This window comes from Polynucleobacter sp. JS-Mosq-20-D10 (assembly GCF_018687755.1).
Classification (GTDB): Bacteria; Pseudomonadota; Gammaproteobacteria; order Burkholderiales; family Burkholderiaceae; genus Polynucleobacter.
This window is the reverse complement of the sequence record NZ_CP061305.1, coordinates 2,063,937-2,089,501: the sequence shown is the minus strand read 5'-3', so window position 1 is coordinate 2,089,501 and position 25,565 is coordinate 2,063,937. Positions and strand designations below refer to the sequence as shown.

Annotated in this window: 20 protein-coding genes, 1 tRNA gene and 2 pseudogenes; 19 read left to right on the top strand and 4 right to left on the bottom strand. The window is 45.8% G+C overall.

Annotated elements, in window-relative coordinates:
* Positions 1-222 precede the first annotated feature (222 nt).
* From rpmH to mnmC, 7 genes and pseudogenes are all read left to right on the top strand, one after another.
* Positions 223-357: a 50S ribosomal protein L34 gene (gene rpmH / locus FD967_RS10750; protein WP_011903922.1), complete on the top strand. Its 135-nt coding sequence runs from the start codon at positions 223-225 to the stop codon at positions 355-357.
* Positions 358-365: 8 nt separating this feature from the next.
* Entirely contained in the window at positions 366-683 is a 318-nt protein-coding gene (locus FD967_RS10745; RefSeq protein ID WP_215326079.1) for a ribonuclease P protein component, read from the top strand.
* Between the two features lies 1 nt (position 684).
* A complete protein-coding gene (yidD, locus tag FD967_RS10740; RefSeq protein ID WP_215326078.1) occupies positions 685-921 on the top strand; it encodes a membrane protein insertion efficiency factor YidD in 237 nt (78 codons plus the stop codon).
* 10 nt (positions 922-931) lie between these two features.
* Positions 932-2,638 carry a membrane protein insertase YidC gene (yidC, locus tag FD967_RS10735; protein WP_215326077.1) on the top strand — a complete coding sequence of 569 codons (1,707 nt, stop codon included), beginning with the start codon at positions 932-934 and terminating at the stop codon, positions 2,636-2,638.
* A 40-nt stretch (positions 2,639-2,678) separates the two neighbouring features.
* A complete protein-coding gene (gene mnmE / locus FD967_RS10730) occupies positions 2,679-4,058 on the top strand; it encodes a tRNA uridine-5-carboxymethylaminomethyl(34) synthesis GTPase MnmE (protein WP_215327274.1) in 1,380 nt (459 codons plus the stop codon).
* 90 nt (positions 4,059-4,148) lie between these two features.
* Complete coding sequence (locus tag FD967_RS10725; RefSeq protein WP_215326076.1) at positions 4,149-5,996, top strand: phosphoenolpyruvate carboxykinase (GTP); 1,848 nt, start codon at positions 4,149-4,151, stop codon at positions 5,994-5,996.
* 47 nt (positions 5,997-6,043) lie between these two features.
* Positions 6,044-7,135, top strand: a pseudogene (gene mnmC, locus FD967_RS10795) (FAD-dependent 5-carboxymethylaminomethyl-2-thiouridine(34) oxidoreductase MnmC); the annotation flags it as partial.
* Here mnmC and FD967_RS10720 read toward each other — a convergent pair.
* Both FD967_RS10720 and dprA read right to left on the bottom strand, forming a co-directional pair.
* A complete protein-coding gene (locus FD967_RS10720) occupies positions 7,105-9,783 on the bottom strand; it encodes a DNA topoisomerase III (RefSeq protein ID WP_371819299.1) in 2,679 nt (892 codons plus the stop codon). The pseudogene mnmC and the gene FD967_RS10720 overlap by 31 nt on opposite strands.
* A 198-nt stretch (positions 9,784-9,981) precedes the next feature.
* A complete protein-coding gene (gene dprA, locus FD967_RS10715) occupies positions 9,982-10,680 on the bottom strand; it encodes a DNA-processing protein DprA (RefSeq protein WP_215326075.1) in 699 nt (232 codons plus the stop codon).
* Between the two features lie 71 nt (positions 10,681-10,751).
* On the opposite strand from dprA, the gene def reads away from it, so the two are divergent.
* From def to FD967_RS10675, 8 genes are all read left to right on the top strand, one after another.
* The gene (def, locus tag FD967_RS10710) at positions 10,752-11,267 is read left to right on the top strand and encodes a peptide deformylase (RefSeq protein ID WP_215326074.1); all 516 of its coding nucleotides are present in this window, start codon (positions 10,752-10,754) and stop codon (positions 11,265-11,267) included.
* A gap of 7 nt (positions 11,268-11,274) precedes the next feature.
* Positions 11,275-12,270 carry a methionyl-tRNA formyltransferase gene (gene fmt / locus FD967_RS10705; protein ID WP_215326073.1) on the top strand — a complete coding sequence of 332 codons (996 nt, stop codon included), beginning with the start codon at positions 11,275-11,277 and terminating at the stop codon, positions 12,268-12,270.
* Between the two features lies 1 nt (position 12,271).
* Entirely contained in the window at positions 12,272-13,585 is a 1,314-nt protein-coding gene (gene rsmB / locus FD967_RS10700; protein ID WP_215326072.1) for a 16S rRNA (cytosine(967)-C(5))-methyltransferase RsmB, read from the top strand.
* Positions 13,582-14,163 (top strand): DUF4390 domain-containing protein, encoded by a 582-nt coding sequence (locus FD967_RS10695; protein ID WP_215326071.1) that lies wholly within the window; start codon positions 13,582-13,584, stop codon positions 14,161-14,163. The genes rsmB and FD967_RS10695 overlap by 4 nt, the downstream gene beginning before the upstream one ends.
* Entirely contained in the window at positions 14,160-16,454 is a 2,295-nt protein-coding gene (locus FD967_RS10690; protein ID WP_215326069.1) for an ATP-binding protein, read from the top strand. Before FD967_RS10695 ends, FD967_RS10690 begins: the two co-directional genes overlap by 4 nt.
* A 2-nt stretch (positions 16,455-16,456) precedes the next feature.
* Positions 16,457-17,137, top strand: coding sequence for a response regulator (locus tag FD967_RS10685; protein WP_215326067.1), 681 nt, complete (start codon positions 16,457-16,459; stop codon positions 17,135-17,137).
* Between the two features lie 107 nt (positions 17,138-17,244).
* Positions 17,245-19,449: an OsmC domain/YcaO domain-containing protein gene (locus tag FD967_RS10680; protein WP_215326065.1), complete on the top strand. Its 2,205-nt coding sequence runs from the start codon at positions 17,245-17,247 to the stop codon at positions 19,447-19,449.
* A 111-nt stretch (positions 19,450-19,560) separates the two neighbouring features.
* Positions 19,561-19,636: transfer RNA gene (locus FD967_RS10675), tRNA-Phe, on the top strand.
* 203 nt (positions 19,637-19,839) lie between these two features.
* Here FD967_RS10675 and FD967_RS10670 read toward each other — a convergent pair.
* On the bottom strand, positions 19,840-20,412 hold the full coding sequence (locus FD967_RS10670) for a hypothetical protein (protein ID WP_251369043.1): 573 nt from the start codon (positions 20,410-20,412) through the stop codon (positions 19,840-19,842).
* Positions 20,413-20,481: 69 nt separating this feature from the next.
* Between FD967_RS10670 and FD967_RS10665 the strand changes: the two genes are divergently transcribed.
* Complete coding sequence (locus tag FD967_RS10665; protein WP_215326063.1) at positions 20,482-20,835, top strand: helix-turn-helix domain-containing protein; 354 nt, start codon at positions 20,482-20,484, stop codon at positions 20,833-20,835.
* A gap of 236 nt (positions 20,836-21,071) precedes the next feature.
* Here FD967_RS10665 and FD967_RS10660 read toward each other — a convergent pair whose 3' ends face one another.
* Positions 21,072-21,845 (bottom strand): TonB C-terminal domain-containing protein, encoded by a 774-nt coding sequence (locus FD967_RS10660; protein WP_215326061.1) that lies wholly within the window; start codon positions 21,843-21,845, stop codon positions 21,072-21,074.
* 269 nt (positions 21,846-22,114) lie between these two features.
* Here FD967_RS10660 and FD967_RS10655 point away from each other — a divergent pair.
* The 3 genes and pseudogenes from FD967_RS10655 to FD967_RS10645 all read left to right on the top strand — a co-directional run.
* Positions 22,115-22,603: pseudogene (locus FD967_RS10655) on the top strand (class I SAM-dependent methyltransferase); the annotation flags it as partial.
* A 599-nt stretch (positions 22,604-23,202) separates the two neighbouring features.
* A complete protein-coding gene (locus FD967_RS10650; RefSeq protein WP_251369042.1) occupies positions 23,203-24,378 on the top strand; it encodes an efflux RND transporter periplasmic adaptor subunit in 1,176 nt (391 codons plus the stop codon).
* Complete coding sequence (locus FD967_RS10645; RefSeq protein WP_215326060.1) at positions 24,375-25,565, top strand: ABC transporter permease; 1,191 nt, start codon at positions 24,375-24,377, stop codon at positions 25,563-25,565. The genes FD967_RS10650 and FD967_RS10645 overlap by 4 nt, the downstream gene beginning before the upstream one ends.

Genomic DNA, 25,565 nt, shown 5'->3' with positions numbered 1-25,565 from the left:
ATTTTTGGAGGATTCATTGTAGCGATCCCATAAAGTTATCCACAAGCTGAAAAAACGTGGAAAACCTGTGGATAACTTGTGAATAACACAAAAACCCCCATATAAATTAATGGTTTACTAAAATAACACCAAATAAATAGAGAAAAATACCTATATATTCTTCTTCAGCGGTTGACCTTTTGCCGAGCAACAAGGAAAATACTGGGTTTTGCAGGATGAATCATGAAAAGAACATACCAACCCTCAGTAACACGTCGTAAACGCACTCACGGATTCCGTATTCGTATGAAAACCAAGAGTGGACGCGCGGTATTAAATGCCCGCCGTGCTAAAGGTCGCAAACGCCTCGCCGTTTAATTTAGCAGTTGAATAGCGCCAGGATTTCTGAGTTACTAAAAACACGCCCCAAGACAAGCTTGTGTTGGGGTTTGTATTTGGCATCTCTGAATCAGGGCGCAAAACCAGATTTAGGTATTGCCGTAGCCAAAAAACTAGCTAAGCGTGCGGTAGATCGCAACCAATTGAAACGCATGATCCGTGAGTTGGTTAGAAGCGCTCAAGCAACAGGCCTAAACAGCGACGTTGTAGTGAAGCTAAAAAAACCAATTGGTCGCGAAACGCGCGGCAGACTCCGATGTAAAGAAAAAGAGGGTCTGCGAGCCCAAATAGTAGGGCTAATTTAAAGTGCGTCTAGTTAACAGGCTAGGAATTAAGGTTGTGAGACTTTATCAAATAGCTCTCAGCCCCTTTGTTGGCATGCACTGTAAATTTATTCCCTCATGCTCACAATATGCCTGCGACTGCTTTACAAGTTACGGATTTTTAAAAAGCTTTAGGCTGATAGTGTGGCGTATTTTGCGTTGCAATCCATGGTCACAAGGCGGACACGACCCTGCGGTAAAACCAACATCTCATCATTAAGTGAATCCAAATGGACTTTAAAAAAACAATTCTTTGGGCTGTCTTCTCCATGTCTGGCCTGTTGTTGTACAACAACTGGCAGGTTCATGAGGGCAAGCCATCGATGTTTGGTGGGCCTATAGCAACCACTCCAGCGCCTGCTGATAAGCCTGCAACCTCAAGTAGGGCTGATGTTCCAACCCAATTGTCGAGCGCACCAGCTATTGCAATACCACCGGTTATTAATGGTGACGCAATGGCGGGCGCGGAAAAGTTCACACTACAGAATGATGTTCTTGTGTTGAAAATTAGCTCAAGTGGCGCAAATGTCGTAGATGCAAGGTTACTAAAATCTTTCACGCCAGAAAACAAACCTGTTGAGTTGTTCCAGTACACACCTACACACAAATACTTTGCGCGCTCCGGTTTGATTTCTTTAAATAGTGACCTTCCAAATCACACCAGCACCTTTAAGTTGGTTCAGTCTGGAAAAGATGAATTAGGTCGCCCATTTATTGTTTTGGTTAGTGAGCGCAATGGCGTTAAGCTTGAAAAAACCTTCATCCTTAACCCAGGAAGCTATGTTGTGGATGTTGGGCATCGCATTACCCAGGCTGGCAACAGCCCCAACCCGCTTGTTCTTTATACCGAGATTGTTCGCGATGCTTCACAAGAGCAAAAAATTGGCCCCTTTGATGGCGCCTTTTCAGCAAGCACATTTACTGGGCCAGCAGCATACACAGACAAAGAAAAGTTTAATAAGCTCGAGTTCACAGCAATAGATAAAAATAAAATCACTATCCCCACCCAGGTAGCTGCCGGTGAGCCAGCATGGATCGCAATGGTTCAGCACTATTTTGCAAGCGCATGGATTCCGGGTGATAAGGCAGTACGCGACATTTACGCTAACAAAATTGACAACAATCTGTACCGAATTGGTATGCAAACCCCGCTAGGGGTGGTCCCTGCGGGCTCTACCGTTGTAGAAAAAGCCAAACTATTTGTCGGTCCGCAAGAAGAGCGGGTGCTAGAAACAATTGCCCCCGGGTTCGAGTTGCTGAAAGACTATGGCTACTTAACTATTTTGGCGAAACCCATTTTCTGGCTTTTGGACAACATTCACTCTTATGTTGGTAACTGGGGATGGTCAATTATCCTATTGACCATCTTAATCAAGTTGGTGTTCTTCCCACTTTCAGCCGCAAGCTATAAATCGATGGCACGCATGAAAGAGGTGCAGCCCCGCCTGATTGCAATGAAAGAGCAGTTCAAGGGCGAGCCACAAAAAATGAATCAAGCCATGATGGAGATGTATCGCAAAGAAAAGATCAATCCCTTGGGCGGCTGTTTGCCAGTGGTGATTCAGATCCCAGTATTTATCGCCTTGTACTGGGTGTTATTGTCATCTGTTGAGTTGCGTGGCGCCCCTTGGATTTTGTGGGTTCATGATCTCTCGTTGCCAGACACATCCATTAGTGATTTGATTGGTTTGAGTTCAATTCCAATTGGAATTTTGCCAATCATCATGGCAGCCTCTATGTTTGTGCAAACCAAACTTAACCCAACACCACCAGATCCGATTCAGGCGAAGGTGATGATGTATATGCCTTTAGTATTCTCAGTCATGTTCTTCTTCTTCCCTGCGGGCTTGGTTTTGTATTGGGTGGTGAACAACCTGCTGTCGATTGCTCAGCAATGGCAGATCAATCAAATGTTCGGAAAGAAGCTGGTTAAATAAATTTTTAGCTACTGAAAATAGATAAGGAGTGCCCGCAATGATGACGAGAAAGCTGCCCATCATTGCGCTTGCCACCGCGCCGGGCAAAGCTGGTGTTGGCGTCATTCGTATTAGCGGGTCCCAGCTCTTGCCTATGGCTACAGCTTTATTTAATAGGGCGCTTACACCCCGACAAGCTAACTTACTCACTCTTCGAGACGCTCAAGGTGAATCGATCGACCAACTCCTTGCTATTTACTTTGCAGCACCCGCCTCTTTTACGGGTGAAGATGTTTTGGAGCTGCAATGCCATGGTGGACCGCAGCTTTTAGAGTTGGTCATGAAGCGATGTCTTGAGCTGGGAAAAGATCAAGGCTTAGTAATTGCTGAGCCTGGCGAATTTTCTTTACGAGCCTACCTGAACAACAAAATCGATTTAGCTCAAGCCGAGGCGATTGCAGATTTAATTGATGCTCAAAGTGCAGCAGCGGTACGCGGCGCAGCGCGCTCCCTGCAAGGAGCCTTCTCAAATGATATCAACAGCCTGATTGAAGAGATCACCCAGCTGCGCATTTTGGTGGAGTCCACCCTGGACTTTCCCGAGGAAGAGATTGAGTTCTTAGAGAACGCCCAAGCCCGGGAACGCCTAAGCGCCGTAATGCAAAAGCTATACGCGCTAAGGGAGGGGGCCAAACAAGGCAAGATTTTGCGCGACGGCATCCAGCTAGTTTTAGCTGGTGCGCCCAACGTTGGAAAAAGCTCCCTACTAAATCGCCTCGCTGGTGAGGAGGTCGCTATTGTTACGCCTATCGCCGGAACTACAAGAGATCGTGTCAAGGAGAGCATTACCATCGGCGGCGTCCCTATGCACATCATTGATACCGCAGGCTTACGCGAGACTAGCGATCTAGTTGAGGCAAAGGGCATCGAAAGATCATGGGAGGCAATCGGTGCAGCGGACCTAGTTATTTTTTTGCAAGACACAAGCTCTTCAGAAACAACTACTACCAACGAAATTTTGGAGCTAAAAGCCCAAATATTGAAAGCACTCCCTCCAAGGTGCCCCGTGTTGGAGGTCAACAATAAATCGGATTTGTTGGTCAACCCCACTCCTGATCAAGATGAAAGGCAACCCTTGTTTATTTCAGCCAAGACCGGCCAAGGCATTGAGGCCTTAAAACAGAAAATCCTAGAGCTGGCAGGCTGGGGCGGCTCTCAAGAGGGTTTGATTGTGGCGCGTAGGCGGCACTTAGACTGTTTAGATAGGGCCGCTACCCACCTAGATCAATCTCAACAATTTGCCGCTAATGGCAATATATCGCTGGAGTTATTTGCAGAAGAGCTCCGTTTGGCCCAAGACCAGCTCGGACAAATTACCGGGAAACTGCTCCCAGACGATCTTTTGGGCAAGATATTTGGCCAATTTTGTATTGGTAAATAAATGATTCGCACTTGGTGGGCTCACCCATAAAAAAGATGCCCAAAATGTTAAAATAATGCGATCAAAAATATTACATTTCATAGGATTCACATGACCACCAACACCAGTACCCCTGAGTACGTAAAAAACCATAAACTGATTCAATGGGTTGCAGACGTAGCTGCTTTAACCAAGCCAGACAAGATTCGCTGGTGTGATGGCTCCCAGACTGAATATGATGAATTTTGTGAATTGTTAGTAAGCGCAGGCGTGTTCAAGCGCCTCAACCCTGCTAAGCGCAAAAATGCTTTCTTAGCCCTGTCAGACCCTGATGACGTAGCTCGCGTGGAAGACCGCACTTTTATCTGCTCAGCAAATAAAGAGGATGCAGGCCCAACCAATAACTGGGTGGAGCCAAGTGAAATGCGCGCCACGCTTCAGCCGTTGTTTGATGGTTGCATGCGCGGCAGAACAATGTATGTAGTGCCATTTTCTATGGGCCCAATTGGCTCTCCAATTGCGCATATCGGTGTTGAGCTTTCTGATAGCCCATATGTTGCTATCAATATGCGCTTAATGACCCGTATGGGTAAGGCGGTCATTGATCAGCTTGGCGCCACTGGTGAATTTGTTCCTTGTATTCACACTGTTGGCAAGCCATTGGCCGCCGGCGAAAAAGACGCTGCTTGGCCTAACAATAAAACCAAGTACATCGTGCACTATCCCGAAACTCGCGAAATTTGGTCATTCGGATCTGGTTATGGTGGTAACGCTTTGTTGGGTAAAAAATGTTTCGCATTACGTATCGCATCTAACATGGGTCGTGACCAAGGCTGGTTGGCTGAGCACATGTTGATTTTGGGTGTGACATCCCCCGAGGGCAAGAAATATCACATTGCTGCAGCATTCCCATCGGCCTGTGGAAAAACCAATTTCTCCATGATGATTCCTCCAAAGGGATTTGAGGGGTGGAAGGTCACTACGGTCGGTGACGACATTGCTTGGATTAAGCCACGCAAAGACGCCGTTACAGGCAAGACACGTTTGTTTGCGATCAACCCAGAGTCTGGCTACTTCGGCGTTGCCCCAGGAACAAATCGTCAAACCAATCCAAATTGTCTCGATTCATTAAACCAAGACGTGATCTTCACTAACGTCGGCTTAACTGATGATGGTGATGTTTGGTGGGAAGGCTTGACTGATACACCTCCAGCACACTTAATTGATTGGCAAGGTAAAGACTGGACTCCTGCGGATGGTGCGGCTGGCCGTAAAGCTGCGCATCCAAACTCACGCTTTACTGTAGCCGCCACAAATAACCCAGCGGTTGATCCCAACTGGGATAACCCAGAAGGTGTAGCAATTGATGCGTTCTTGTTTGGCGGTCGTCGCTCAAACACAGTGCCATTAGTGAGCGAAGCGCGTGACTGGGTCGAGGGTGTTTATATGGCCGCCACAATGGGCTCTGAAACTACTGCTGCGATTACTGGCCAAGTAGGTGTTGTCCGTCGCGATCCATTTGCAATGATTGCATTTGCTGGTTACAACATGAGCGACTACTTTCAACATTGGTTAAATATCGGCAGCAAGCTTGCTGCTGAAGGCGCTGTATTGCCAAAGATCTATTGCGTAAACTGGTTTCGTAAAGATGAAAATGGCAAATTTATCTGGCCTGGTTTTGGCGAAAACATGCGCGTACTTTCTTGGATCTTGGGCCGTGCTGAAGGTACAGCCAAAGGTAAAGAAACCGTATTTGGTATTTGCCCAGAGCATGCTGACCTACATTGGAATGGCCTCGATTACTCGGTAGACAAGTTTGAAAAAGCCATTACTGTTGCTGTAGACGACTGGAAAAATGAGCTCGAACTTCATTCAGAGTTATTTGCGCATTTAGGCGAGCGCTTGCCAAAAGAGTTAATCGAAGCGCGCAGCAAAATCGAGAAGCGCTTAAACGCCTAGGTCGCCCCTAGAAATTTAAGAAGTCCTTTTAGCAATATCATTATTTAATGACCTTATCCCAACACCATGACATCGTGGTGATTGGGGCGGGCATAGCAGGTGCGAGCATTGCCAGTGAGTTACTTGAGCGCGGCCAAGCAGTTTGCATTCTTGACTCTGCCTCCCGTCCTGCATCAGCATGTTCAAGTCACGCATACGCCATTGCACATCCCCATGTTGGACGAGGCGCCTCCCGCTTACTACGCTTAACTCGCATTGCATTTTTGATGGCCGAGATTCGCTGGGGCCAGACTTGGAATCAGCATGGCATTTTTCAGCCAAACAAGAGAGATAAAGCTTTCAGTCGTGATGATGTCGCCACCTACCTGAAATCACTTGATCTCGATGAGGACATGGCTCAAGCACTTGATGCGGCTGAGGCATTGCAAATCTGCGGGATTAATCAAGATGGCATTTGGCTTCCACGGGGTGCGTCACTAAACTTATCTAAGGCAACACAGGATGCGCTAAAGACCCATCCAAAACTGACGTGCTGCTGGAATACTTCTGTAGCTCGATTAGAGAAAGTCAATGTGGGCTGGAAATTATTGGATCACCAGGACGAGCTAATCATGACCGCCGGCAAAGTCATTATTGCAGCAGCACTAGAAACCAAAAGCTTGGTTGCAAGCATCGATGTTCGACTCCCCTTGAGGCCAGTGCGCGGACAGCTGAGCATATTTTCTGTTGATATGACAAGCTCTTGGGCACCACAACTGCCGAGCACTGCCATAACGGGCGACGGCTATTGTTTGCCAGCCAAGAAATTACCCGATGGAAAATATCAATGGATAGTGGGATCTAGTTTTGATGAGGGCGAATCTGACCCTCAAGAATGGGACTCAAGCGATCACTTTAATCGCGAGCAGGCAAAAGGGTTATTGAATTACCCAGAGGGCGATACTGAGCAACTTCAAAAGGCGGGAAGCTTTGTGGGCATTCGTTGTGTTGCGGGCGATCGCTTACCGATCATTGGTGCACTGAGTCAGCGCCCAGGGATATTTTTAGCAACAGCCCTGGGGTCTAGAGGCGCCCTTTGGTCGGCTTTAGCGGCTAAGCTGATTACAGCTCAAGTGCTCGAAGACGACTTCGCTTTGCTGGCCCGCTTAGGTTTTGCTACAGACTTGGTGGCAGCGCTTGCACCTGCTCGCTTCTTTGCCGGAGCTTTAGCCGCAGCCCCCGCTTTGGGCGTTTTAGCTTCAAACTCAAAACCAATTTTGCCATCCGGACCCAAGGCAAGATAAGCTTTAAAGCCACGACCAGTCCGGTTAGATTTGAAGTTAGTTAGCAAATCGGTTTTGCCTTCAGTAAGCAATTTTTGAACTTGCTCAGCAGAAATTTCTTGTTGCAAAACGACCTTACCGGTTTTGAAATCACATGACTTATCTGGACCGGTGTTCCTTTCACATAAGTAGCGCATGCCATCTTCGTATACAGCACCAGAACACTTTGGACATACGCCTAAAGCTTGTCTACCGGTAAAGTCGATGGCTTCAGATTCATCCTCTTGAGTATTACCAAAATCAAACTCAAGCTTAAAGCCTGCGTTTGGATAATCAGCATCATCTTCAGGGATTTCACTTAACTTAATAATTGCTGCAAATGGCCTGCCCATCTTGCTACGGAACCCTTGCAGTGGACCAATCGTTTTTTCACGAAGCAGCTCTTCTACCTCGGGATACTCAAATGCACGCCCACCCGGAGTTTTGCTAATCGTAAATCCACACTTCTCGCATGCAAAGCGGCGATAGTTTTCTTTAACGGCGCCTTTGCAGTGAGGACACGGCGTAGACATAGTCGCATAATCGCCGGGAATAGTATCGCTGTCATACTCTTTAGCGCGCTTGACGATGCGCTGCGTCATCTGCGCAATTTCTTGCATGAAGGTATCGCGATTCATCTCACCACGCTCAATCAGGGAGAGTTTATTTTCCCAGCTACCTGTGAGATCGGGCCTTGTTAACTCTTCAACATCTAAGCCGCGCAAAAGTGTCATTAATTGGAATGCTTTGGCGGTAGGTATTAGCTCTCGTGCTTCGCGCACCATATATTTCTCTGCTAGCAGACCTTCAATAATAGCGGCACGGGTTGCGGGTGTGCCCAAGCCTTTTTCAGCCATCGCCTCACGCATATCATCATCATCTACCCACTTACCAGCACTTTCCATTGCTGATAACAAAGTTGCTTCGGTATAGCGCGCGGGCGGTTTTGTTTTTAATGGGATCGCTGCAATAGATTCATTTTGGACGGTTTCGCCTTCTTGCACCGCTACCAACTCATCATCCGCTTGATTGGATCTGCCGTATACCGTTAGCCAACCCGGTGTGACTAGTACGCGACCCTCGGTTTTAAAGTGATGTCCCGATACTTCGGTGATGCGAGTAGTGACGCGGAATTCGGCTGCTGGATAAAATACCGCCAAGAAGCGACGGACAACCAAGTCATACAGTTTTTGTTCCGGCTCACTGAGACTCTTTGGAGACTCTAGGGTCGGAATGATCGCAAAGTGATCGGATATTTTCGAGTTATCAAAAATACGTTTGTTCGGTTTAATCCAACCATATCCTGCCTTGGCTTTTGGATCTTTGGGATCACCTTGTAAGATTTGCTTGGCGAAGGAGCGATATTCCTGTGAGTTCTCAGCCAGATTTTCCATCGTCTGCTTAACAGTATCCAGATAATCTTCTGGCAGGGCCTTAGCATCAGTACGTGGATAGGTCAGCACTTTATGGCGCTCGTAAAGTGCTTGGGCCAGGCCCAAAGTATTTTTAGCAGAAAAGCCAAAGCGTGCATTTGCTTCACGTTGTAGGCTCGTTAAATCAAACAGCTGAGGCGCTAATTGAGTTGCTGGTTTAGCCTCTTCTTTGACACTCGCTTTTTTATTGCGACACGCAGCCACAATGCTTTGTGCGGCAGCTTCACTCCAAAGGCGATTCTCACGAGCATCTGGAGCTACAGCATCTTTCTTAAACTTAGGATCAAACCAGCGCCCTTCATATACGCCCGCTGCAGCAATAAATTCCGCCTTTACTTCCCAATAGTCTTTGGAGATAAACTTCCGAATAAGTTCTTCACGCTCAACCACGATTGATAGTGTTGGCGTCTGTACCCGACCAACTGTCGTCAGAAAGAATCCACCACTCTTGCTGTTAAACGCGGTCATCGCCCGCGTTCCGTTGATGCCAACTAGCCAATCCGCTTCAGAGCGGCAGCGTGCCGCATCTGCGAGAGGTTGCATATCGGTATCGCTGCGCAGGGAGGCAAAGCCATCGCGAATTGCTGCCGGCGTCATGGATTGCAGCCAGAGTCGTTTTATGGCTTGCGGCGCTTTTGCATGCTGTGCGATTAAGCGGAAGATCAACTCACCTTCTCGACCCGCGTCACATGCATTAATCAGTTCATTAATGTCTTTGCGCTTGATAAGTTTTTGCAAGACCTTTAGCCGCGATTCAGTTTTAGCAATCGGGCGTAAGTCAAAATAGGGCGGCACAACTGGTAGATTTGCAAATGACCATTTACCGCGTTTGACATCAAATTCTTCAGGTGCGGCAATTTCCAATAGATGGCCAACTGCAGAGGAGATAACAAAGTCATCGTTCTCGAAATAGTCCTCATATTTAGTGAAGCCACCCAAGGCCTTGGCAATGTCATTCGCAACGGAAGGCTTCTCCGCAATGATCAGGGTCTTAGGGTGATCAACGGCTGAAGTCTTAGGGCTATTTTTTTTGGTAGATGCTTTAGTTGCCACGCGTTTTGCCTAAATTTGAGCTTGAAATGATGGTTTTAATGGGTGAAAACGGGTGACCAATTTAAACCAGATCCTGGCCATACCATTTCCATGCCCCTTTTTTATTATTAACCGATAAATTGACAAAAGTCCAAAAACCTCATTTTTAGGGGTTTGCTAAGATCTCATTAAAGACCTTATTTTTCTAAAAATAGCGCTTTAAATGCCTTTAAATAAGGTTTTTGACCATTTTGGCAATTCCTCGAGAATGTCTTGTGGGGATTGAACTAGCTTGGCGCCTTGCTGAAGTAATTGATGGCAGCCCTTAGAGAGTGGGTTGTGTATTGACCCGGGAATCGCAAAAATCTCACGACCGAGTTCACAGCCCAGCCTAGCCGTAATGAGCGAGCCAGAACGCTCGGCCGCCTCAATCACGAGTATTCCAAGGGATAAGGCCGCAATGATGCGGTTCCTGCGTGGGAAGTGCCAAGCCTTTGGCCCCAGCCCTGGAGCTAGCTCAGACACCAAGAGCCCACTATTAGCGATGGCTTGCGCTAAGTCGAGATGCTCTTGCGGATACACGATATCTAGTCCGCTACCGCATACCGCTATGGTTCGATACCCCTGATTTGACCTAAGCGTGCCTCGGTGAGCAGCCCCGTCAACACCCCGAGCCAGCCCGGAAATAATGAGATAACCCTCCGCAGATAGGGCTTGCGCGAAACTGTAAGCATTTCTGATTCCTTCTGGACTAGCGGCACGTGACCCCACGATAGCAATCATAGGTACATTTAATAGGCGAATATCCCCATATATATAGAGTGCATTGGGCGGGTCGGATAAATCTAAGAGGCGAACCGGGTAGTCGGGGGTATTTCGATGAATTTGGATGATGTTTGGATTTTTGGGTGTGCGCATATGGCAATTTTGAGCATAGGGCTGCAAAGAACTATCGGGACAGCCTGATTACTCTGTTGGATAATTCCGATATGGCTTTATTAACCGTCCTTTGTTATCCAGACCCACGCCTACATAAGGTTGCCAAACCCGTAGCGCTGGTGGATGCACGCATCAAAAAAATTGTGGCCGATATGGCCGAGACAATGTACGAGGCTCCCGGAGTTGGCTTAGCTGCAACCCAGGTGGACATTCATGAGCGCATTGTGGTGATTGATATTTCTGACAATCAAGATCAATTGATGGTTTTCATTAATCCAGAATTGGTTTGGACAAGCCCAGAAAAAAAATCTTGGCGCGAAGGTTGCCTCTCAGTACCCGAATATTTTGATGAAGTAGATCGCCCAGCAGTCATCCGAGTCAAGGCGCTCGACATCAACGGCAAAGAATTTGAAGTAGAGGCAGATGGCTTGCTATCAGTTTGTCTGCAGCATGAGATGGATCACTTGCAAGGTAAGGTATTTGTTGAGTACCTCTCTATGTTGAAGCGCAATCGTATTTCTCTCAAAATGAAAAAGCGCGCAAAAGAATTAGTAGGCGAGCGCTAAGCGCCCAATGAAAATTGTTTTTGCTGGCACCCCGGAGTTTGCTGCACAAGCAATGCGTGCAATAGAAAATTCTGGCCATCAAATTGTGCTGGTGCTAACCCAGCCAGATCGTCGTTCAGGTCGCGGCATGCATCTTCAAGCAAGTCCTGTAAAAGTATTTGCACAAGAGAAAAATATTCCGGTGCTGCAACCTGAAACGCTCAAGCAGAACCATTCAGACTTGCATAAAAAAATAGCAGCGCAAGAGGCCTTTCAATATTTATCTAGCATTGATTTTGATGCAATGGTAGTCGTTGCATACGGATTAATGCTTCCGCAAGCCATTCTTGATCTCGCTGCTCAGGATGGGAGGCATGGTTGCTTTAATATTCACGCCTCCCTGCTACCAAGGTGGCGCGGTGCAGCGCCGATACAGCGTGCCATAGAAAACGGTGACACCGATACAGGTGTGAGCATTATGCAAATGGATGCTGGCCTCGATACTGGCGACACTGTTCTAGTAGGCGATCTAAAAATTACACCTCAAGAAACTAGCGCATCACTGCATGACCGTTTAGCGGCCTTAGGTGCCGAGTTGATGGTCAAGACTCTCAATGATTTAAATGAAGGCATCGCCATCACAAGAACTCCACAAGCTATAGGGGGAGTTACTTATGCAGAAAAAATATTAAAGAGTGAGGCAGAAGTTGATTGGCATTTAAGTGCTGCAGTGATCGATCGACGTATTCGAGCATTCAATCCATTTCCTGGATCCACCAGTAGTTTGGATGGTGAGCAAATGAAGTTTTGGAATTCTTGTTTGCCTAGTAAGGCGCAAATATACCAAGATACTGTCCCGGGACAGGTCTTAGATTTTAGTGGAGATGGTGTGTATGTTCAATGTGGAGATGGTGTGATTGAAATCTTAGAAATGCAAAAGCCTGGCGGAAAAAAGATTGGTGCCAGCGCTTGTTTACAGAGCTATCGTAGGCAGGAAAAAATAATGCAGTTCAAGAAAGATTAATTTGACCGATCAAAAAACACCTCGCAGTCTTCCACTATCGGAGGCAATCACCATTTCTGCGCAAGCAATTGGTGAGGTGATGGTTGGTCGATCGCTCACCGAAGTGTTAGATCAACTAGACGCCCATGAGCGACCTATTGTTCAAAGCTTCACTTTTGATGCCTTGCGTAAGTGGGTGAGATCACATCAATTCATTCAACAATTTATTCCAAAGACGCCCCCTCCAGAGGTAGAGTACTTGTTAAGTGTTGCGATTGCTTTATTTTTGCAGGGCGGATCTGCTGGCAAGGGTTATGCAGCGCATACAATCGTTGACCAAGCTGTAAAAGCTTGCAGTGAATATGAGCCCACGATGTATGCCAAGGGCCTGGTAAATGCAGTGCTTCGTAAGGTGAGCCTTGCGGTGCAGGCTGAGAACGAAAAGCCTTATCCGCCAGATCCCATTCCCATGTTTTTCCCGCCCTGGTGGCGAGCTAGCCTGAAGCGAAACTATTCAAAGGCTTGGCAAGCCATGCTGATTCAGCAGGCTCAACGAGCGCCCTTGATTTTGCGGGTGAATGTTCAACAACATACGCGCAAAGAATATCAAGAACTATTGCATCAAGCTGGTATCGCAGCTGAACCAATTGAAAGTGTTGCCGGAGTCACATTGGATTCTGCTTTGTTATTACATGAGGCGGTGCCAGTTTCAGACTTACCAGACTTTTATAGTGGCGCAGTTTCTGTTCAAGATGCGGGGGCACAAATTGCGGCTGTATTGCTGGATCCAAAACCGGGTGAGCGCATATTGGATGCCTGTGCTGCGCCTGGCGGAAAAACTGCTCACTTACTAGAGTTGGCGCAGTGCGAGATGACTGCCTTGGAGCTGGATGGTGAGCGCCTTGGAAAAATTGGTGGTAATTTAGACCGTTTACGCCTGCAGTCTGATGTCGTTCGCGTGGTGCGCGGTGATGCCTCAAAGGCAGCATGGTGGGATGGCAAGTTATTTGACAAAATTCTTTTGGATGCGCCTTGCTCAGCATCGGGCATCGTTGCAAGGCATCCTGACATTCCGTTTTTGCGGCGTGAGGCTGATATTAAGGCCTTGCAACTTAGGCAGCGTGCTATTTTGGAGCAAGCCTGGAAGATCCTGAAGATCGGCGGCACACTTTTGTATGTGACTTGCTCCGTGTTCCCAGAGGAGGGCGAAGAGCAGGCGACATGGTTTACTGCAGAACATACTGATGCATTACGATTGAGCGCACCTGGGCAAATTTTGCCTGCTGAGTTAAATGATGGTTTTTACTATGCTTTGTTTAAGAAAAATGGGCCATGAGCCAAGGCATTAAAAAATTCACCCTTGGTGTTTTCATAGCCCTGAGTCTATTTTCAGGCGCTGCAAGTGCTGAGGGAATCAAGCTCAAAACTGCTGATTTGGAGCAGGTGGATAACGATTGGCTTCTGAATGCCACATTTAAGATTGAGTTAACGCCAAGCTTAGAAGATGCTGTTCAAAAAGGTATTGTTTTATATTTTCAAGCTGAGTTTGATTTAACGCGTTCGCGTTGGTACTGGTTTGATGAAAAGCCTGCGCTTGCTCAACGATCAACCCGGCTTTCTTATCAGCCAATGACTCAGCAATACCGCATTGCTTCTGAAGGCTTTACCTTTTCTGCAAACACGATGTTTGAGGCTTTGCAGGCCGTGGGAAGCATTGGGGGCTGGAGGGTAATTGATCGCGGCCAGATTGATTCAAGCAAGTCTTACACTGCAGCGTTAAGAATGAGCTTAGATTTAGGTAAGTTACCTAAGCCATTCCAGGTAAATGCACTCAACAATCGCGATTGGAATGTCACAAGTGATTGGGTGCGCTTTCCGTTTTCACCAAATGGCCCTAACTTTATTAAGCGATGAAGATATCTTTGGACTTCATTGGGTCAAATGCGTTTGAGAAAGACGCCTGGAAAAGGCGTGCGTTGCCCACCGCAATGATGTTGATTGGCGCCTTTGCGCTTTTATTGCTAGCACTCTTATCAACCGCAACATCCAATACTGAGTTTTTTGATAACTACTTTATTTGGCTTTATGCAGCCAATGTGGTGATTGGAATTTCTCTGACCTTAGTCATTTTGACCTTGGTGATTGTGATTGCGGTCCGTTGGCGTAAAGGGCGTTTTGGAACACGCCTAGTGGCAAAGTTGGCAATGATTTTTGCCTTAGTTGGTGTTGTTCCAGGATTAATTTTGTACGGAGTTTCTCTACAGTTCGTATCCCGCAGTATTGAAACCTGGTTCGATGTTCAAGTAGAGTCCGCACTGGATGCGGGCCTTGAATTAGGGCGCGTTACTTTGCGGGTTGCTCAAGAAGAAATTCTGGCCGAGGGAAATTTTATTGCTGAGCAAATAGTCGCAGTGCCCTCGGGTACCAGTTCAGAGCAGGTTGCCGCCATAGTGCTGAAAGCCCGCAACCAATTTGGCATTCAAGAGGTTAGCCTATTTAATATTGGGCGTAGCCTGATATTGACGAGCGAGTCACGACCTAACAAATATTTTCCTGCACCTGGCCCTGACGTAATTGCAGACGCTTTTAGAAAGAAGGGCGCCACCTTTATAGATCAAATTGAAGTGGATGGTGGTCAACGCGGTTATCGAGTAAGGGCGATTGTGCCGATTGTTCGTAAAAAGCAGGCGCCCGGTAAAGATGTAGACGATAAATACTTTTTACAGTTAGTGCGATTCATTCCTGGACCATTAGCCAAGAATATTGTTGCGGTTGAGTCTGCCTATGGTGACTATCAAGAGAAGTCATTGGGCCGGACTGGTTTACGAAAAATGTTTGTGGGTACGCTGACCTTAACCTTGTTCTTTGCCTTATTTGTTGCTGTTACTTTGGCTTTAATTCTGGGTCGTCAGCTGGCCCGGCCCCTACTGATGCTTTTAAAGGGAACGCAGGCTGTTGCCCAAGGCGATTTATCACCTAAGCCCGAGTTAGATACGGGTGACGAGTTAGGAATGTTGACGCGTCAATTTAATGTGATGACCCGTCAGCTTGCTGACACTAGAACCTCCCTACAAGAATCTAAATCATTTTTGGAAACAGTATTGGGCAATTTAACTGCCGGAGTTTGTATCTTCGATAAAAACTTCAATATGGTTTCTAGTAATGCCGGCGCTGATCGCATCTTTGGGCAAGATTTAACGCAAATGGATGGGCGCCCTTTGAGTGATAGCCCTAGTCTTATCGAGTTTGATCAAGCCATTAAAGAGGGTTTTGCCACTATGAAGCTGGCTGTTGGCGTAGAGAGCGGTCAAACAGCAAAAGATAAAAATACGTCAGCGCCAGTATGGCAAAAACAGATTCAGCTGCATAGTACAAACGAGTTTGAAAATGAGCCTGGCGTTACTTTGTTTATTCGTGGAACTGAATTGACGGCAGATTTGCGCATGGTGGTGTTTGATGACATCACTGACGTAGTGAGTGCGCAGCGCTCCATTGCTTGGAGTGAGGTGGCTAGACGTCTAGCCCATGAGATTAAGAACCCACTCACCCCTATACAGCTCTCAGCAGAGAGGCTACAGCATAAGTTGGCTGGCAAGTTGAGTCCTGAGCAAGAAGAGATGATGAATCGCAGTACGGAAACCATCATTGGTCAGGTACAGGCCATGAAGCAAATGGTGAATGACTTCAGAGACTTTGCTAAGACGCCAAGTCCGCAACTGAGGCCTGTTTCGATCAATACTTTGACTCAAGAGATCCTGGGTTTGTATGAGGGCAGCCCCATAAAGACCCAGCTTGATCCATGCTGTCCAAATATTATGGGCGACCCTACGCAACTCAGGCAGATTATTCATAATCTTTTGCAAAATGCGCAAGATGCTACTCTTGAGGGTGTTCATCAATCTGATCCGGTTGAAGTAAAAACAGAGTTAGTACCTTACGGCGAACTGAATGGTGTGCCACAAAATGCGGTGCGTTTAACAATAAGTGATAGTGGTTCAGGTTTTCCAGCTAAGATATTGGCAAGAGCCTTTGAGCCCTATGTAACAACGAAGAGTAAGGGCACCGGATTGGGATTGGCAGTGGTGAAGAAAATCGTAGATGATCACGGCGCCAAAATCGAAGTCCGGAACCGCATGCAGGCGGATCAGGTGATCGGTGCGCAAGTATCAATTTTGTTTATGAATCTGGCAAAAGAGGCAGCATAAGAATGGCAAGTATTTTGGTGGTCGACGATGAGATGGGAATTCGTGAGCTTCTCAATGAGATTCTGACGGATGAGGGCCATACTGTGTATGCCGCTGAGAGTGCTATGCAGGCTCGTACAATTCGCGAACAAATGCGTCCAGATCTTGTCTTGCTTGACATTTGGATGCCAGATGTTGACGGCATTAGTTTATTAAAAGAGTGGTCTAAGACTGGCCAGCTCACAATGCCTGTGGTGATGATGTCAGGACATGCCACGATAGATACAGCCGTTGAAGCTACGCGTATAGGCGCACTTAATTTCTTAGAAAAGCCCATTGCACTCCAAAAGTTACTCAAGACGGTTAGTAAGGCCCTAGAAAGTTCACCTAAGCATGTTGAGCTCGCCGAAGAAAAAATGTCAGTGGCGACCTCATCAAGCCCAAGCCCAAAAGCGGTGGCTATTGAACAGGCTTCTCAAGTTCAGAGCGGTGAGTACATCAGCGGGATTGCAAAAACCTATTTTGATTTGCCGCTTCGTGAAGCTAGAGACTTATTCGAAAAAGCGTACTTCGAGCATCAAATGATCATCATGGGTGGCAGCATGACCAAAATTTCTGAATACACTGGCCTCGAGCGAACCCACCTATACCGCAAGCTAAAAGCTTTAGGAATCGATACTTCGCGCAATAAGACTGAACAATAGGGCGTCTTCCCATCGCTCGCCGTGAATGATTTAGAGGTTGTTGATAGAGCACACAGCATCACCGTTGCGACGGATAATAGCGCTCATATCATTTCGGAATCACTCCCATGGAAATAAAGGTTAATTTTCTCGATAAGCTGCGCCTTGAAGCCAAGTTCGATGACTTCACGGTGATTGCTGATCAGCCTATCCGCTACAAGGGCGACGGCTCAGCTCCGGGACCTTTTGATTATTTCTTGGCTTCGTCAGCCTTATGTGCTGCCTATTTTGTGAAGTTGTATTGTGATACGCGCAATATCTCAACTGAAAATATTCGCCTTTCTCAAAATAATATCGTCGACCCAGAAAACCGCTACCAGCAGATTTTCAAAATTCAGGTTGAATTACCGGAAGATATTTCTGCCAACGATCGCCAGGGTATTTTGCGCTCCATCGAGCGCTGCACAGTGAAGAAAGTGGTGCAAGCAGGCCCAGAGTTTGTTATTGAAGAAGTGAAAAACTTAGATGCAGATGCTCAAACTTTATTGACTTTAAAGCCAGATTCCAATTTGAGCACTTACATTGCTGGAAAAGATTTGCCGCTAGAGCAAACTATTGCCAATATGTCTGGCGTTTTGGCCAATCTAGGAATTAAGATTGAAATCGCTTCGTGGCGCAATTTAATTCCGAATGTCTGGTCTTTGCATATTCGCGATGCACACTCACCAATGTGCTTTACCAATGGCAAAGGCTCTACGAAAGAAAGCGCTCTTGCTTCAGCCTTGGGTGAGTATATCGAGCGACTGAGTAACAACCATTTTTACGCGGGCGCTTACTGGGGTGAAGAGATTGCCAATGGCGCTTTTGTTCACTACCCGAATGAGCGCTGGTTTAAGCCGGGCCCTAAAGATGCCCTGCCCAAAGAAATACTTGATGCGTATTGCCTCAATATTTTTAACGCTGATGGCGAGTTACGTGGGTCACATTTAATTGACACCAATTCTGGTAATAGCGAGCGGGGGATTTGTTCCTTGCCGTATGCGCGCCAGTCCGATGGCAAGACGGTGTATTTTCCTTCGAACCTGATTGAAAACCTTTATGTCAGTAATGGTATGAGCGCTGGTAATACGCTGGCTGAAGCTCAGGTGCAATGCTTATCTGAAATATTTGAGCGAGCAGTTAAACGTGAAATTCTTGAGGGTGAAATTGCTTTGCCGGATGTTCCGCAGGAGGTGCTCGTAAAGTATCCCAGCATTTTGGCCGGAATACAGAGTCTTGAAGAGCAGGGCTTTCCGGTGCTGGTAAAGGACGCTTCACTGGGCGGTGTATATCCAGTCATGTGCGTTACCTTGATGAACCCAAGAACGGGTGGAGTATTTGCTTCATTCGGTGCGCATCCAAGTTTAGAGGTGGCGTTGGAGCGGAGTTTGACTGAGCTGCTTCAGGGGCGCAGCCTAGAGGGTCTCAATGATTTACCCCCACCCACTTTTTCAAGTGAAGCAGTTACTGAGCCAAATAATTTTGTTGAGCACTTTATTGATTCGAGTGGCATCGTCTCTTGGCGTTTCTTTGGGGCAAGATCGGATTACGATTTTGTTGAGTGGGACTTTTCTGGCAAAGGTGAAAACTCGAATGATGAAGAGCTTGCCACCTTGTTCGGCATTCTTAAATCCATTGGCAAAGAAGCTTACGTTGCGGTGTATGACCAGTTAGGGGCAATGGCATGTCGAATCTTGGTGCCGGGCTATTCTGAGGTTTATCCAATTGAAGATTTAGTTTGGGACAATACCAATAAAGCATTGCTATTTCGCGCCGATATTTTGAATGTATCCAATTTAGATGATGCAAGCTTGGGCACACTGCTTGAGCGCTTAGAAAATAATGAACTAGACGAGTACGGCGATATCGCCACGCTGATCGGTATCGAGTTTGACGAAAATACGCCTTGGGGTCAGCTAACAGTGTTGGAGTTGAAGCTACTCATTCATCTTGCTTTGAAGCAATTTGATGAGGCCCATGAGCTTGTTGGTGCTTTCCTTCAATACAACGACAATACAATCGAGCGTAAATTGTTTTATCAGGCCTTAAATGCAGTGTTAGAGACGGTACTAGATGACGACTTAGAGCTTGATAACTACATAATTAACTTTCGCCGGATGTTTGGTAACGAGAGAATGGATGCTGTAGTGGGGTCCGTAGATGGAACTGTCCGCTTCTATGGTTTGACCCCTACAAGCATGAAGCTCGAGGGCCTCGATAGACATCACCGCTTGATTAATAGCTATAGAAAATTGCATGCTGCCAGAGCTAAATTGACGGGCACGACCAGTTAGGCCTTGAGACAAGAGCCTCTAGCTACGGAATATCGGTATTTATCCAAGGCCTAAGAAGAATTGACCCGATTTTCAGACGGGAACGCACTTTCATTTATAATTCCCACTCTTGGCCTGGTAGCTCAGTCGGTAGAGCAGAGGATTGAAAATCCTTGTGTCGGTGGTTCGATTCCGCCCCGGGCCACCAAGATTCAAAAAGAGAGCTTCTAGCTCTCTTTTTTCATTTCTACCCTAGCTATTTGCGTCTAAGTTAAGTAATGGTGTGCTCACCTTAGCTCCAGCATCCTTTGTCAGTGTTTAGAGCTTTTAATCTAGTGGTGGGGATTGAGAATCCTGTTTGACCGTTCTTGCTATAGATCCTCATGTCATCAAATGTCCTTTAAAAAGACATTACTCAATTAAGTTATCTCTTCCCAGCCTACCTTTAACAAGATCAATCCCGTATTTAATGACCGCCACAAATAGTATTGATCCTGCCAAGTCCCCACAGAACATGGCAATAAAATGATTCCAGCCTCCAGAATCTAAGCCTCTACTTACAAACCAAAGTTGATGTAGACCTGAACTTAGCAATGAATAAGCAATGATGATTATTAATAGATGCTTCATTGAAATATTGCTCAGGTCAGCTTGAACTTTTAAATTGTGAATAACAAAATGCCTACCTAGTAGTGGGGCTACCCCACAGATGATGGCTATTCCTAGTGTTGATGTGAGATCTAGCTCATAAAAACCAATGTAATTAATTAAGAGCGAGGCAATTGCTAATCCAATAGCGCCAGAGTAATCCAATATCAGCGTGAGAAAGATTCGCAAGCCCGCAGGTAGAAAAATCCAATTTACCCCTTTGGCCGCTTCAAGGGGTGCCGTGATAGCTTGATTGAAATAAAAGAACGCCATATATAAAGTGGCGCTCAGAATGATTTCAAAGAAAAATTGGCTAGAAGCCCTATAGCTAAGCATTTAACAATTATAAATTCATTAATGCTCGGAATACTGGTGTTTACCCTGCGGGGGGGTAAAATGATAATGATGAAACTTATAAAAACTTCCAGTTACATTCGATTTTTACAGTTCTTAGATAGCCTAGATCGGATAAATCCAGGTAAGAAGCTAGATAGCACTGAAGAGCAGATTCTGAACTATGTCAGCCTTGGATATGCTCAAGGACAGGAATTATTGGTGGGTGATTTAATTCATCTAGACCATCTTGGCTCTCAAGCTACATTACATGGTCGCCTAAAGAATCTCGTTGCGATGGGCTATGTTCAGTTGATTGAAGATAAAAATGACGCTCGAAAGAAAGCGGTGATGCCAACTGTTAAGGCTAGAAAATACTACGATACGCTCTCTACTTGTTTAGAAAAAGCATTCAAGAATAGTTAGCCTGGATAGGCATCCTCTGCCCTGGTCGATTCCGCCCCGGGCCACCAAGAATCTCAATAGCCCACTTGTTGGGCTATTTTCTTTTGGGGCTTGGCGGGGTTAGCCACCATTAGTCTCGGATATCTCCATCATGAGCCATCCTTTAAAAGGACAAATCAATTAGACATCCCTGTGTCAGTAGATGTCGTTTAAAACGACATTACACATATATACGCATATGCGTATATATAGAAATCTTACTTTCTTTGATTAAGTTTTCCCGAGCTCCATATGTCAAATTGCCGTTGCGCTTCAGCAGTGATGCCATCAATAGAGTCTTGGGGTAATTGCTTAAGGCATTCAGCTAACGCTTCGGGGCTGGGTTTTTCAGCAGGCTTGCTCTTCTTAATTTCTTGCGGCGATTTGCCATCCCAAGCAAATGGATTGCCAAACGCTGGTGTATCGGGCAGGCAATCATCTCTATAGACTGGCGCATCATTGGAGGCAAATGGCGTAAATGAAATCGTTCTTTCAAAGATGAGTGACTTACCTGTTGGTGTGGGTGGCAGAGCTGGCATAGAAGTGATGGCTTTTCTAGCAAGTTGCTCTGCCTTATCGGATGTTTTCCAAAGTGTTTCCACTTTAGCGACAGTTCCATTTGGGGCAATTTCAATTCTAAATCTCACATGGCCTTGATCAGGACCCTCCACAGCAGTCCCCATCATGCTTCGCACTTGCTGACCAAAAGTGTGACGATAGCCTTTACTATTTTTAAGTGTGTACTTTGCGGCAAACGCCCACTCCTCTGCTGTTGGGGCTGATGGCGCCACCAATGATGCTGGTTGTTTATCGCTATTTTGACTGGTGCTTAAGTCACTATTGGTTTTAGCAATAGGTTCCTCAAGCTGAACCTCAATGATCTCTGGATTTTTATCTTTGGGTTTTAAGTAGGTGAAGCCTTCATAGCTTGCCCACAGCAGAAATAGCCCTAGGTGGAGGGAAATGGAGAGCCAAATAGCCGCGGAGCGCATAGGCTGATATTTTTTTGTCAATTCGGAGAGGCTCTATTGCTGATGCGTTGTGATGACTTGGAATGCTTAGATAATGTCATGAATAGTATTTCTACTGCTTAAAAGGGCATAGAATAAAAGAAATAACGATGTAAGAGGTAATGATGGACAACAAACAGCACTGGGATACGGTATACGGCAGCAAAGCGCCAGACGCAGTTAGTTGGTATGCGCCACACCTAGAAACCTCTTTAAATCTAATTCATTAAGCCAGTACAAATAAGGGCGCTGCCGTTATTGATATTGGTGGCGGCGAATCTACGCTGGTGGATGACCTTTTGTCTGAGGGTTATGAGGACATCAGTGTTTTGGATATTTCTCAAAAAGCAATTGATGTAGCTAGGGATCGTATTGGCAAGCAGGCTGATAAGGTTCACTGGTATTGCGCTGACATTACACAGGCAACATTACCTCAAGGCTATTTTGATATTTGGCACGATAGAGCAGTCTTTCATTTTCTAACTGAAGAAGCACAACGAGCAAGATATGTAGAACAAGTGATGCGCTCAGTTAGGCATGGTGGCTATGTGGTTATGTCCACCTTTGGACCCGAGGGTCCAAAAAAGTGTAGCGGCTTAGATGTGGTTCGCTATGACTCAGAAAATCTTCATGGACAGTTCGGTAAGACATTCAATCTCATTGATAGCTCAACAGAACTTCACCACACCCCAATGGGCACTACACAGCAGTTCCTATATTGCTTTTGTAGGATGGAATAGAGTCAGACATCCTCGGGTGGTTTTTTCATTTGGACTGGAAGGGTAGACGCCATTAGTCTCAGATATCTCCATCATGAACTGTCCTTTAAAAGGACAAATCAATCCACATATTTGGGTCGGTTGATGTCGTTTTAAACGACATTACTAGTTATCTTTTGATCTATATCAACTTACAGCGTCATAGTTATTTAAATACTATTGCTTGGCAATTTAATGAGTCCATACTGAAAGGATTGCTTTAGATCATCTTCGACGGCATGATTAAAAACTATTTGGATGTTTGTCACGATGGAGCCATCTTTCATGTTTCAACTGAAGAAGCAAAGCGAGTGAAATATTTAGAGCAAGCGGTTCGTTAGGAAACAGAAAAGTTTCATGGGCAGTTCGGCAAGAGTTTCAAGCTAATTGATAGCTCGACAGTAATTCATAAAACCCCCATGGGAACAATTCAGAAGTCCATCTATTGTTTTTTTTGGATGGAATTAGGCTTCCTAACTTAGGCTTTGCTCCTTTCGACCCCTATTGCTCGAAATCTCACCCTTCTAATCTTTGTAGGAGCATTATCAAAAAGATGTACCAATTACCTAATAGCGTCATTAATGGGCCGCCAATTAAATATGACCCAGATCATTAAATTGAAGGCAATCCTAAATTCTTTTCTAGAAAAATTTCATCACCTAGATATCAGTCGCCGTCAATTAATTATTGGCTCGGCTCTTGCACTTTTATTTGGCTTATTTGTTTATGTTGTTTTAACTTCAGGCCCCTTATCTCCTACCAAAGTAACTACTATCAAAATTAGCAGCCAAGCGCTCACACCCACATTATTTGGAGTGGGTACTGTCGAGGCAAGACGATCTTATTTAATGGGGCCAGTCATTGCTGGCCGAGTTTTTAAAGTGCATGTAGATGTTGGTCACTCTGTTAAAGAGGGGCAATTACTTGCGGAGATGGATTCGATCGATTTGAATGAGCGTATGGTTGCAGTGCAGGCGCAGGTGAACGATGCAAAAGCACGCATGGTACTGGCCTCAGAAACTGCAAGACGCTACGTAGAGTTAGGAAAAAAGAATTTCATTAGCCCAATTGTTGTTGAGGGAAAAATTCAAGAGCTCGACTCAGCCAAAGCAGTTGTTCAAAAGACTAATGCAGATTTGGCAGGACTAAAGCAACAAGAGTTGAATCTGAAATTAAAAGCTCCAATAGATGGCATGATTACATCAAGGGATGCGGAGCCAGGCTCTACAGTCATTGCTGGGCAGGCTGTTTTAAAAATGATTGATCCAACCAGCTTGTGGATTAAGACGCGATTTGATCAAGGTAAATCAATGGGGCTGTCTTTAGGATTAAATGCAAATATCATTTTACGATCGAATCCACATCATCCAATCTCAGGGAAGGTAGTACGTGTTGAGATGCTCAGTGATAGTGTTGCGGAAGAGCGTATTGCCCAAATCGAAATGACTAATACTCCAAAATCTATTTCTATTGGAGAGATGGCAGAGGTAACCTTGCAATTGGCCCCAAGTGAGTCAACTCTAAGTTTGCCCAATGTCAGTATCAAGCAAAAAGGGAGCGCTACTGGCGTATGGTTATTGCAGAATGGCAAACCTCACTTTGCACCCGTGCAGATTGGGCAGATAGGTTTAAATGGAAATATAGCCATTCTGAGTGGCTTAAAGAGTGGTGACGAAGTCATTCTATATAGCGATACTGAAATCAAAGAAGGTGTCCGCATCAAGGTAGTCGATTCTTTAGTTAAAAAATTGCCATGATTAGTTTGGCAGGGCGTGACATTGCTAACTCTTGGAGTAAATTTGCGCTTACGGGTTTAGGCCTTGGACTACTCATTGGCGTTACCCTAACAATGGCGGGAGTCTATCGAGGCATGGTAGATGATGCCATGGCCCTACTTAACAATAGCGGAGCAGATCTTTGGGTTGTCCAAAAAGATACGCAAGGCCCCTATGCTGAGTCATCAAGCATTCGTGATGACTATGTAAGGGGGGTCTTGGGAATGCCCGGAGTAGCTCGAGCCGCTAACATCACTTATCTCACGATGCAGGTACGCAAAGGAGAAGGCGAGATAAGGGCGATGGTGGTTGGCATTGAAGCCCAACAAATCGGAGAGCCTACTTATTTACTTGCTGGTCGGCAAATTACCCAATCACACTATGAGGCTTTGGCTGATATTAAGACAGGCTTTCAGATAAATGATTTGATTCAAATTAAACGTCATCAGTATCGCGTGGTTGGAATAACTCGGCGTATGGTCTCTTCAGGCGGCGACCCAATGGTGTTTATACCCATTAAAGATGCTCAAGAAGCACAGTTCTTAAAAGATAACGACGCGATTCTTAATGATCGAGCAAGAAATGTTGCCAATCCCAGTCTCAATCGCCCGATCCCTGGATTATTGGATGCCATAACAGCGGCCCAGTCCACCAATCACAATGTCAACGCTATCCTGGTTCGGATCGAAGAGGGATTAAATCCAGAAGAGGTAGCTAAACCGATACGTCGCTGGAAGCATCTTGAGGTGTATACAAGGGCGCAGATGGAGGAAATATTGGTAGCTAAATTGATCGCAAATTCAGCCAAACAAATCGGAATGTTCCTAGTCATCTTAGCGGTGGTCAGCGCCGCAATTGTTGCCTTCATTATTTACACTATGACCTTGGGAAAAATAAGAGAGATTGCTGTATTGAAATTAATTGGCACGCAAAACAGCACAATTGCCAGCATGATTTTGCAACAAGCACTTGGATTGGGGCTAATTGGTTTTATTGTAGGAAAAACCTCAGCTACTTTCTGGGCCCCCTTATTCCCCAAATACGTTTTACTAGTGCCGGGAGACGCAATCATTGGATTCATTTTAGTGATGGTCATTTGTGCATTGGCTAGTACTTTAGCGATTAGAGCTGCTTTACTGGTAGATCCCGCCGAAGCGATTGGCGGTTGA

Coding starts and splice junctions, on each gene's coding strand:
- rpmH (WP_011903922.1), top strand. CDS start 223: ATGAAAAGAACATACCAACCCTCAGTAACACGTCGTAAACGCACTCAC.
- yidC (WP_215326077.1), top strand. CDS start 932: ATGGACTTTAAAAAAACAATTCTTTGGGCTGTCTTCTCCATGTCTGGC.
- mnmE (WP_215327274.1), top strand. CDS start 2,679: ATGACGAGAAAGCTGCCCATCATTGCGCTTGCCACCGCGCCGGGCAAA.
- FD967_RS10725 (WP_215326076.1), top strand. CDS start 4,149: ATGACCACCAACACCAGTACCCCTGAGTACGTAAAAAACCATAAACTG.
- dprA (WP_215326075.1), bottom strand. CDS start 10,680: ATGCGCACACCCAAAAATCCAAACATCATCCAAATTCATCGAAATACC.
- def (WP_215326074.1), top strand. CDS start 10,752: ATGGCTTTATTAACCGTCCTTTGTTATCCAGACCCACGCCTACATAAG.
- fmt (WP_215326073.1), top strand. CDS start 11,275: ATGAAAATTGTTTTTGCTGGCACCCCGGAGTTTGCTGCACAAGCAATG.
- FD967_RS10695 (WP_215326071.1), top strand. CDS start 13,582: ATGAGCCAAGGCATTAAAAAATTCACCCTTGGTGTTTTCATAGCCCTG.
- FD967_RS10690 (WP_215326069.1), top strand. CDS start 14,160: ATGAAGATATCTTTGGACTTCATTGGGTCAAATGCGTTTGAGAAAGAC.
- FD967_RS10685 (WP_215326067.1), top strand. CDS start 16,457: ATGGCAAGTATTTTGGTGGTCGACGATGAGATGGGAATTCGTGAGCTT.
- FD967_RS10680 (WP_215326065.1), top strand. CDS start 17,245: ATGGAAATAAAGGTTAATTTTCTCGATAAGCTGCGCCTTGAAGCCAAG.
- FD967_RS10670 (WP_251369043.1), bottom strand. CDS start 20,412: ATGCTTAGCTATAGGGCTTCTAGCCAATTTTTCTTTGAAATCATTCTG.
- FD967_RS10665 (WP_215326063.1), top strand. CDS start 20,482: ATGAAACTTATAAAAACTTCCAGTTACATTCGATTTTTACAGTTCTTA.
- FD967_RS10660 (WP_215326061.1), bottom strand. CDS start 21,845: ATGCGCTCCGCGGCTATTTGGCTCTCCATTTCCCTCCACCTAGGGCTA.
- FD967_RS10650 (WP_251369042.1), top strand. CDS start 23,203: ATGGGCCGCCAATTAAATATGACCCAGATCATTAAATTGAAGGCAATC.
- FD967_RS10645 (WP_215326060.1), top strand. CDS start 24,375: ATGATTAGTTTGGCAGGGCGTGACATTGCTAACTCTTGGAGTAAATTT.